Source organism: Haloferax sp. AB510 (genome assembly GCF_024136985.1).
GTDB lineage: Archaea > Halobacteriota > Halobacteria > Halobacteriales > Haloferacaceae > Haloferax.
This window is the reverse complement of the sequence record NZ_JAMYJY010000139.1, coordinates 1-7,990: the sequence shown is the minus strand read 5'-3', so window position 1 is coordinate 7,990 and position 7,990 is coordinate 1. Positions and strand designations below refer to the sequence as shown.

General features: G+C 67.0%; 8 protein-coding genes and 1 pseudogene. 2 read left to right on the top strand and 7 right to left on the bottom strand.

Annotation, left to right across the window (positions count from 1 at the left end; all coding sequences use genetic code 11):
* The 7 genes and pseudogenes from NKF06_RS21185 to NKF06_RS18710 all read right to left on the bottom strand — a co-directional run.
* Positions 1–136, bottom strand: a pseudogene (locus NKF06_RS21185) (MmgE/PrpD family protein); the annotation flags it as partial.
* A gap of 1 nt (position 137) precedes the next feature.
* Positions 138–842: an ABC transporter ATP-binding protein gene (locus tag NKF06_RS18735; protein ID WP_253246282.1), complete on the bottom strand. Its 705-nt coding sequence runs from the start codon at positions 840–842 to the stop codon at positions 138–140.
* A complete protein-coding gene (locus NKF06_RS18730; RefSeq protein WP_253246281.1) occupies positions 835–1,611 on the bottom strand; it encodes an ABC transporter ATP-binding protein in 777 nt (258 codons plus the stop codon). Before NKF06_RS18730 ends, NKF06_RS18735 begins: the two co-directional genes overlap by 8 nt.
* Positions 1,611–2,687, bottom strand: a complete 1,077-nt coding sequence (locus tag NKF06_RS18725) for a branched-chain amino acid ABC transporter permease (RefSeq protein WP_253246280.1) — start codon at positions 2,685–2,687, stop codon at positions 1,611–1,613. The genes NKF06_RS18730 and NKF06_RS18725 overlap by 1 nt, the downstream gene beginning before the upstream one ends.
* Positions 2,684–3,649, bottom strand: coding sequence for a branched-chain amino acid ABC transporter permease (locus tag NKF06_RS18720; protein WP_004978186.1), 966 nt, complete (start codon positions 3,647–3,649; stop codon positions 2,684–2,686). Before NKF06_RS18720 ends, NKF06_RS18725 begins: the two co-directional genes overlap by 4 nt.
* Positions 3,650–3,742: 93 nt before the next feature.
* A complete protein-coding gene (locus NKF06_RS18715) occupies positions 3,743–5,065 on the bottom strand; it encodes an ABC transporter substrate-binding protein (RefSeq protein ID WP_058826200.1) in 1,323 nt (440 codons plus the stop codon).
* A 129-nt stretch (positions 5,066–5,194) separates the two neighbouring features.
* Positions 5,195–6,628: an FAD-dependent oxidoreductase gene (locus NKF06_RS18710; RefSeq protein ID WP_253246279.1), complete on the bottom strand. Its 1,434-nt coding sequence runs from the start codon at positions 6,626–6,628 to the stop codon at positions 5,195–5,197.
* Between the two features lie 228 nt (positions 6,629–6,856).
* On the opposite strand from NKF06_RS18710, the gene NKF06_RS18705 reads away from it, so the two are divergent.
* Positions 6,857–7,258, top strand: a complete 402-nt coding sequence (locus tag NKF06_RS18705) for a nuclear transport factor 2 family protein (protein WP_058826202.1) — start codon at positions 6,857–6,859, stop codon at positions 7,256–7,258.
* Positions 7,255–7,990, top strand: a 736-nt coding sequence (locus tag NKF06_RS18700; protein WP_253246278.1) for an LLM class flavin-dependent oxidoreductase, incomplete at its 3' end; no start/stop codon positions are given. The genes NKF06_RS18705 and NKF06_RS18700, both read left to right, overlap by 4 nt.

Genomic DNA, 7,990 nt, shown 5'->3' with positions numbered 1-7,990 from the left:
CCGCGGGGTCCGACGCGCCGCCCAGCACCGCGCCGATGGTGTCGGCGACGACGAGGGACGCGCGGTCGGCGACCGACGCGGGGAGATCGCCCCGGTCGAGGTCGGACACGAACGACGCGAGCGCTTCGTCGGTCATCTCACACCCCGAGGTACGCCTCGACGACGCCTTCGTCTTCGAGGAGTTGGTCGCCGTCGGCGGTCATGCTGATGCGGCCGTTCTCCATGACGTAGCCCCGGTCGGCCAGCTTGAGCGTCTGTTGGACGTTCTGTTCGACCATGAGGACGGTCATGCCCTGCGCGTGGATGTCCTCGATGACGTCGAACACCTCCTGAACGAGGTGCGGCGCGAGGCCGATGGAGGGCTCGTCGAGGATGAGCAGGTCGGGTTCGCCCATGAGCGCGCGGGCGAGGGTCAGCATCTGCTGTTCCCCGCCGGACATGGTGCCGGCGCGCTGGTTCTTGCGCTCCGCGAGCCGGGGGAACAGCTCCAGCATCTCGTTGAGGTTCTCCCTGCGGTCCGCCTTCGCCTCCTGGGTCTGCGCGCCGAGTAGCAGGTTGTCGATGACGGTCATGTTGGTGAACAGGTCGCGGTTCTCCGGGACTTGTACGATGCCGCGCTCGACGATTTCGTGGGACGCCTTCGAGTGAATCGGCTCGCCGCGGTAGGTTATCTCGCCGCGGCTCGGCGAGAGGATGCCGCAGATGGTGCGCATCGTCGTCGTCTTCCCCGCGCCGTTCGAGCCGATGAGCGCGACGATTTCGCCCTCGTCGACGTGCATGTCGACGCCGTGGAGCACCTCGATGTCGTCGTAGCCGGCGCGGACGCCGCTCAGTTCAAGCATCGACGTCGAACCCCCCGATGTAGGCCTCGATGACGCGGTCGTCTTCGACCACCGTCTCCGGCGCGCCGAAGGCGATGCCCTTCCCCTGGTCCAGCACTTTCACGTAGTCCGAAATGTTCATGATGGCTTTCATGTCGTGTTCGATGATGAGGAGGCTCGTCCCGCGCTCGCGCAGTTGGCGGAACAGGTCGAGCATCTGCTTCGACTCCGACGGGGTGAGCCCCGCCATAATCTCGTCGAGGAGCAGGATTTCCGGCCGCGTCGAGACGGCGCGGGCGAGTTCGAGGCGCTTCTGTGCGCCGACGGTGAGTTCGCCCGCCTCCTCTTCGGCCTTGTCGGCGAGCCCGACGAATTCGAGAGTCTCCATGGCGATTTCGCGCGCCTCGCTCCGGCGGCGGGTGTGGATGTGCGCGCCGACCATCGCGTTCTCGACGACGGTCAGTTCCTCCAGCGGGCGCGTGATTTGGAACGTCCGCGCCAGCCCCGCCCGCGCGATTTTGTGCGCCGGGAGGCCGGAGATGACGTCGCCGTCGAGCTTGACGGTCCCGCTCGTCGGCGGGAACGCCCCGCTGATGCAGTTGAACAGCGTGGTCTTGCCCGCGCCGTTCGGCCCGATGAGGCCGATAATCTCGCCGCGGTTGACGGTCATGTCCACGTCGTCGAGCGCCTGCAGGCCGGAGAAGCGCTTGCCGACGCCTTCGACCGACAGAATCCGCTCGCCGTCGCGGTCGATGTCGGCGTCGGGCGCGTTCGTCTCGTCTGTCGACATCACTCGCTCACCTCCTCGTCACCGCGGACGCGCTTCCAGAGCGCGCGCGCCTGACTCGGCCAACTCACGACACCGCGCGGCGAGTAGATGACGATGGCCACGAGAAACGCGCCGTAGATGATGCGGTCGAGGCCGTTGATGTCGGAGAACGTCGTCCGCGCGATTTCGCTGACCGGCGTGACGATGAACGAACCGACGATGGGCCCCAGAAGCGTCCCCGGTCCGCCGACGACGGCGGGGAGGAGCAGTTCGACGTTCTTGAACAGCGCGAACACGGTGTCGGGGCGGATAGTGTTGAAGTACATCGACCAGTAGGCACCGCCGAGGGCGGTGAAGAAGGCGCTGACGGCGACGCCGATGAGCTTGTACCGGAAGCTCGGCACGCCGACGCTGGCGGCGGCCCGCTCGTCCTCGCGGATGGCGAAGAAGTACAGCCCGACCCACGAGTTCTTGATGACCCACGAGACGAGCGTCACGACGAGCAGGAAGCCGACGATGAGGTAGTAGTACGGCAGGTCGTTCTGGAACTGGAAGGCGACGAGACCGTACTCCGCACCGTAGTCCCGCGGAAACGCCTTGAAGTAGCCGTTGGCCCCGCGGAGCTCCGACATGTTGGTGACGACGAAGCGGAGCAGTTCCGCGAACGCGAGCGTCGCCAGCGCGAAGTAGTGACCCTGCAGTTTGAAGCGGAACGAGAGCGCGCCGATGATGAGGCCGTAGCCCCCGGCCAGTACGCCGCCGACGAGCATTCCGATCCACGGGTTCACCGCGGCGTCGACGACGAGCGCCTGCGTGGCGTACGCGCCGATGCCGAAGAACGCCGCGTGCCCGAAGGAGAACTGCCCGGTGTAGCCGGACATGATGTTCCACGCCTGGGCCGTGTAGGCGTAGATGACCGTGAGGATGAGCACTTTCAGGCTCAGCAGTGCCGCGAGCTCCATCCCGGCGACGTCGATTTCGATAATCGTCGGGAGCGCCGCGAGCAGGCCGAACAGCGCGACGCCCTTCACCAGCGGGGCGTACCGCTGGTCGTCGAACGTCCGGTAGCGGTCGCGGACGGTCTCGATTGCGCTCACGCCTCAGCACCTCCGAAGAGCCCCTCGGGCTTGACGAGGAGCGTCCCGATGAAAAGCAGGAAGATGAGCACCTGCGCGGTGGTCCCGGGAAGGTAGTAGCCGCCGAACACCTGAATCATCCCGACGATGAGGCCGCCGACGAACGCGCCGGGGAACGAGCCGAGGCCGCCGAGGATGACGATGACGAAGGCGTTGATGAGGTACGTCTCGCCCGTGAAGGGGTCGAATCGCTGGAACAGCGCGATGGAGCCGCCGGCCACGCCGGCCAGCGCCGCGCCGATGCCGAATGTGAGGTAGTTGATGCGGCGGACGTTGATGCCGACGTAGCGCGCGCCGTCGCGGTTGTCGGCCGTGCCGCGAATCTTCCGGCCGAGGTCGGTCCGGTTCAGGAACGCCCGCACGGCGAGCATCGTCCCGAGCGCGATGACGAGCGCGTAGAACTGCCCGAGCGGGATGAAGACGCCGCCGACCTGTATCGAACCGAGCGAGAGTTCGACCTGCTGGGGGTCGGGCGTGAACACGATTTCGATGGCCGACTGGATGATAAAGAGGACGCCCAGCGTCGCGATGAGCTGGTTCTGCTGGGGTGCCTCGATGATGGGCTCGACCGTGAGAACGTGGACGACCACCCCGAGGACGAACAGCACGGCGGCGGCGATGGGGATGCCGAGGAACGGACTGATGCCCGCCATCTCGGAGACCAACCACACCGAGTACATCCCGACGACGAGGAAGACGCCGTGGGCGAAGTTGATGACGTCCATCACGCCGAATATCATCGTCAGCCCGAGCGCCGTCAGCGCGTAGACGCCCCCGAGGAGGAGGCCGAACGCGAGCAACTGCAGGAGGACGGGCTCCAAGTTGGTGATGTCGGTCAGGAACTGTACGAACGGGTCGATGAATCGGCCGAGGCCACCGCCCTGCAGCGGCAGCGGCGCGACCGATGTGACTAGGTGTCCCATGCGGTTTCTACGCTCGGGAATTGTTGGCAACCCCCATAAAAGGTGGCTATCTTTCGGGACGGTTCGTTGACGTGACGGGCGCGAGGGGTGCAGTCAGACCTGCGGAGGTGCCTCCGCGTACTCCTCGGGGTAGACGACCTTGACCGAGAGGTCCTGGACCTGGTTCACCGGGCCGAGCGCGTTGACGTTCTCGCCCTGGTCGTCGAACTCGATAGCGCCCATCGCGGAGATGTGGTCCTCGTAGCTGAGGCCCTTGAGCGCCTCGTTGATGTCGTCGGGTTCGACGCTACCGGCCTCCTCGACCCCCTGGATGATGACCTCCGCGGCGGTGTAGGCCATCCCGACCGACGCCGAAAACTCCTGGTCGTAGTTGTCGAGGAACTGCGAGCGGACCTCGGCGGTCTTGTCAACCGTCGGGTTCAGCGCGTAGTTGTTGTCCAGCACGCCGTTTGCGAACTCGCCGATGTCGCTGACCGCGTCGTCGTCGGTGAACGTCGCGGACGCGGACGCGGTCAGGTACGGCGGTCGGTAGTCTTGGTCCTGCAGCGCCTGCGCGAGCAGAACGCCGCCGGCGACGTACGTCGTGGCGATGATGGTGTCGGGGTCGGCGCTCCGGAGCCGCGACACCTGCGTGTTGGCGTTCGACGCGCCGAACTCGATGGCCGTCTCCTCGACGATTTCGACGTTCTGCTCGGGGAGGAACTCGCGGAGGCTGTCGCGAATCGCCTGCCCGTAGCTGTTGTTGATGTAGAACAGTCCCGCCGTATCGATGGTGCCGCCACCGTCGCGGATGACCGTCGGCACGAGGTCCGCGTAGTCGCTCGCCAGCCGGCGCGCCGGGGGCTGCGGCCGGTAGACGTAGTTGAAGTCGCGGCCCTGCAGGATGTTGTCCGCCGCGGCGATGGAGATGACGAACGGGACGCCCTGCCGTTCCGCGACCTGCGTCGCCGCCGTCGTCACCGGCGAGGAGTAACAACCGGTGAGGACGTGCGCGCCCTCGCTGAGCAGTTCCTCGCTGACCTGCCCGCCGAGTTCCTGTGCGCCCTGGTTGTCGCCTTCGATGACTGTCACTTCCGCGCCGTCGAGCGACTCGATCCCACCCTCCTCGTTTTTCCGCATCGCGGCGAGTTTGATGGCGTTGCTCATCCCGACGCCCGTCGCGGCGAGACTGCCCGAAAGCGGGTGGTTCGAACCGATGATGACCTCGTCGACGGACTGCTCGGGCGTCCCCGTCGTGGTGCCCGTGTCGCCGCCGGACCCACCCGAGTCACCGCCGGAGTCGCCGCCCGAATCGCCGCCGCCGTTTCCGGCGTCGTCGCTCGCACAGCCGGCTAATGTCAATGCCGCGACGCTCGCGCCCGTTGCTTTGAGGAAGCGCCGCCTGTTGCTCGTCGAAGACTTGAGAGTCTTACCCATGGCAATCAATCACGAGGTTGGTGCCAATTGTAATAAATGCTATCGTACTCGTGTTGTCACGTTCCGAAGGTATTCCCGCGTCGAACCGGTCGAGCCGGCCAAACCGGCCGAATCGGTCGAGGTGGCGCGTCAGTCGAGCGACTCACGGGCGTGAATGCCCGCGAGGCGGCCGTAGCCGAGCGCGGTCGTCAGTCCGTTGCCGGAGAGGTAGCCGCCCGCGCCGTGACCGCTGATGCCGCAGGCGGTGCCGCCGCCGGCGTAGAGGTTCTCGACGATGCTCCCGTCGGTCCGGAGGACGCGCCCGTCTTCGTCGACGACGAGTCCACCCTGCGTGTGGAAGAGCGCGCCGGTGACTTTGGTCCCGTAAAAGGGCGCTTCCAGCGGGTTCGCGCCGTCGACGCGACCCACCTCGTCCGGTTCGCCCGCCGCGGCGGCCTCGTTGTAGTCGGCGACCGTCTCCGCGGCGCGCTCGCCGTCGGCACCGAGTCGCTCGGCGAGGTCAGCGACTGAGTCGGCGCTGTGGTAGGTCCCCCGCTCGATGGCCTCGTCGAAGTCCTCGAACTGCCCGCGGAGCCGCTCGAAGATGCGCTCGTCGAACAGCTGAATCGCCTGCCCGCCGGGCTGTTTGAGCACCGAGATGGCGAACTCGCTGTAGCCCGCGGACTCGTCGCCGAAGCGCTCGCCGTCCTGATTCACGAGGATGCCCCCGTTCATCGTGACCGCGTACGTCGAGAGCATCCCCGTCTGGCTCGCCACCGTCGCGTGGCCCTGATAGGCGTCCATGCAGGCGAGTTCGCCGCCGAGTTCCGCGCCGAAGCGGACGCCGTCGCCGGTGTTTCCGTCCGCGCCGAAGTACAGCGCCCGCTCGATGTCCGCCTCGCAGTAGTCGGTGACCATCTCGCGGTTGCCGGCGAACCCGTCGGTGGCGAGGATGACCTTCTCGGCCTCGATGGCCTCGTCGTGGCCGAGGCCGGCGACAACGCCCCGAACCGCGCCGTCGTCGGCGATGAGCTGCTTCACGGGCGCGTTCGTCAGGAGTTCGATGTTCGGCGTCGACTCGACGCGCTCGACCAGTTCGGCGACGAGGTTCTCGCCGTTTCGTCCCGCCGGCGCGTGCATCCGGTACTCGGAGTGCTTGGGGTATTTGAAATCGTCCACGATGTGGAGCGTGACGTCCCAGTCGTCCACGAGCCAGTGGATGAGGTTCGTGCTCTCCTCGCAGAGGTACCGCACGCGCTCCTCGTCGGCCTCGTAGTCGTTCTTCTCTAAGATGTCGCGGGCCATGTCCGCGGGCGTCTCCTCGATACCCGCCTCGCGCTGGAGTCGCGTCCCCGCCGCGGGAATCATCCCCGTCGAAAGTGAGGTGTTGCCGCCGCACTCGGGTGCTTTCTCCAGCACCGTCACGCGAACGCCGGGGTTCTCGCTGGCCGCGAGCGCGGCGACGAGGCCGGTGCCGCCGCCACCTGCGACGAGCACGTCCGTGTCGATGTCCCACTCGATGTCGTCGACCGAGACGACTTCGGCGACGCCGTCGCTCGGCGTCCGCCGGGCTAGTTCGTCCATGCACTCTGCTAGGTAGACTCTATCGTAAAACTACCGCCTCCGGCGGCGGTGGTGTCGTCACGGCCCCTCCGCGTCGTCTCCGAGTCCGTGGGTTTCAGAGATACGCGCGTGAGTAGAACGGTTCGCTGTTGCATCGCCCGCTGCCGTTTCGCCTCGAACGTTCAGGAAGAACAGACAGTCAGCGATACCGGAGTGAAAAACTATGTGGGTTGAGAACACGCATAGCGCATGGACTCGCCACGAGACATTGTCGAGGAGTTCTTCGACCGCATGGAAGACGACCGCAGGGACACCGTCGGCGACCTGTTCGCCGAGGATGCCGTCATCACCCTGCCGGGAGCGACCTTCGAGGGACCGACCGCAGCCTACGACTTCCTCGCGCACCTCGAACCGCGCTACGAGTGGGCGGCAAAAGAGTTCGACCGCTGGATCGAGGCGGGCGACACCGTCGTGAGCGTCGGGTCGCTCTACGGCGTCGACAACGGCGGCGCGGACTTTTCTGACGTTCGGTACGTCGATATCTACGTCGTCCGCCGGGGCCTCATCGAGCGCCTCGACATCTGGAACGACCTCGCGGTCGACGGCGTCGTCCCGGCCGAGGACGCGGTCGCAGTTCCGGCGGAGGAATGAGCGACCGAACCGCGGTCCTGTTCGCGCTCCGCGACGACCCGTCGCTCGTCGTCCGCGCCGAGGAACTCGGCTACGAGTCGGCGTGGGCCGCCGAGGGGCAGGGAAAGACCGCCTTCGGAAAGCTCGAACGCTGGGCCGTCCATACCGACGAAATCGGCCTTGCGACCGGCATCGTCAACGTGTTCTCTCGGACGCCGGCGGCGCTCGCGGCGGCCGCGGCGACCCTCGACGACCACTCCGACGGCCGCGCGATTCTCGGCCTCGGTGTCGCCCACCCCGGCGTCGTCGAGACGTTCCACGGCGTCCCTTTCGACCGCCCGCTCTCGCGCCTCCACGAGTACGTCGAACTCGTCCGGCGCTACCTCCGCGGCGACGCCGACTCCTTCGACGGGGAGTTCTTCTCGCCCGAGCGCACGAGTTTCTGGGACGCCTTCGAACCCGTCCGCGAGGAGATACCCATCTACAACGGCGCGCTCGGCCCCGCGAACGTCCGGTTGACCGGGCAAGTCGCCGACGGCTGGCTCCCGAATCTCTACCCGCGCCCGCAGTTCGAGGAGGCGCTGGAGTGGCTCGATACGGGGGCCGCCCGCGCCGGGCGCGCCGGGCGCGACGTGGACGTGGCGATGTACGTCCTCACAGCCGTCCACGACGACCCCGACGAGGCGCGGCGGGCGGCGGCCGAACACGTTGCCTACTACCTGCGGGACGTGCCGGGCTACTACGACCGCGCGG

Bases quoted from the DNA above. Each gene is read 5' to 3' on its own strand.
- NKF06_RS18710 (WP_253246279.1), bottom strand. From the start codon at position 6,628: ATGGACGAACTAGCCCGGCGGACGCCGAGCGACGGCGTCGCCGAAGTC.
- NKF06_RS18705 (WP_058826202.1), top strand. From the start codon at position 6,857: ATGGACTCGCCACGAGACATTGTCGAGGAGTTCTTCGACCGCATGGAA.
- NKF06_RS18715 (WP_058826200.1), bottom strand. From the start codon at position 5,065: ATGGGTAAGACTCTCAAGTCTTCGACGAGCAACAGGCGGCGCTTCCTC.
- NKF06_RS18730 (WP_253246281.1), bottom strand. From the start codon at position 1,611: ATGTCGACAGACGAGACGAACGCGCCCGACGCCGACATCGACCGCGAC.
- NKF06_RS18735 (WP_253246282.1), bottom strand. From the start codon at position 842: ATGCTTGAACTGAGCGGCGTCCGCGCCGGCTACGACGACATCGAGGTG.
- NKF06_RS18720 (WP_004978186.1), bottom strand. From the start codon at position 3,649: ATGGGACACCTAGTCACATCGGTCGCGCCGCTGCCGCTGCAGGGCGGT.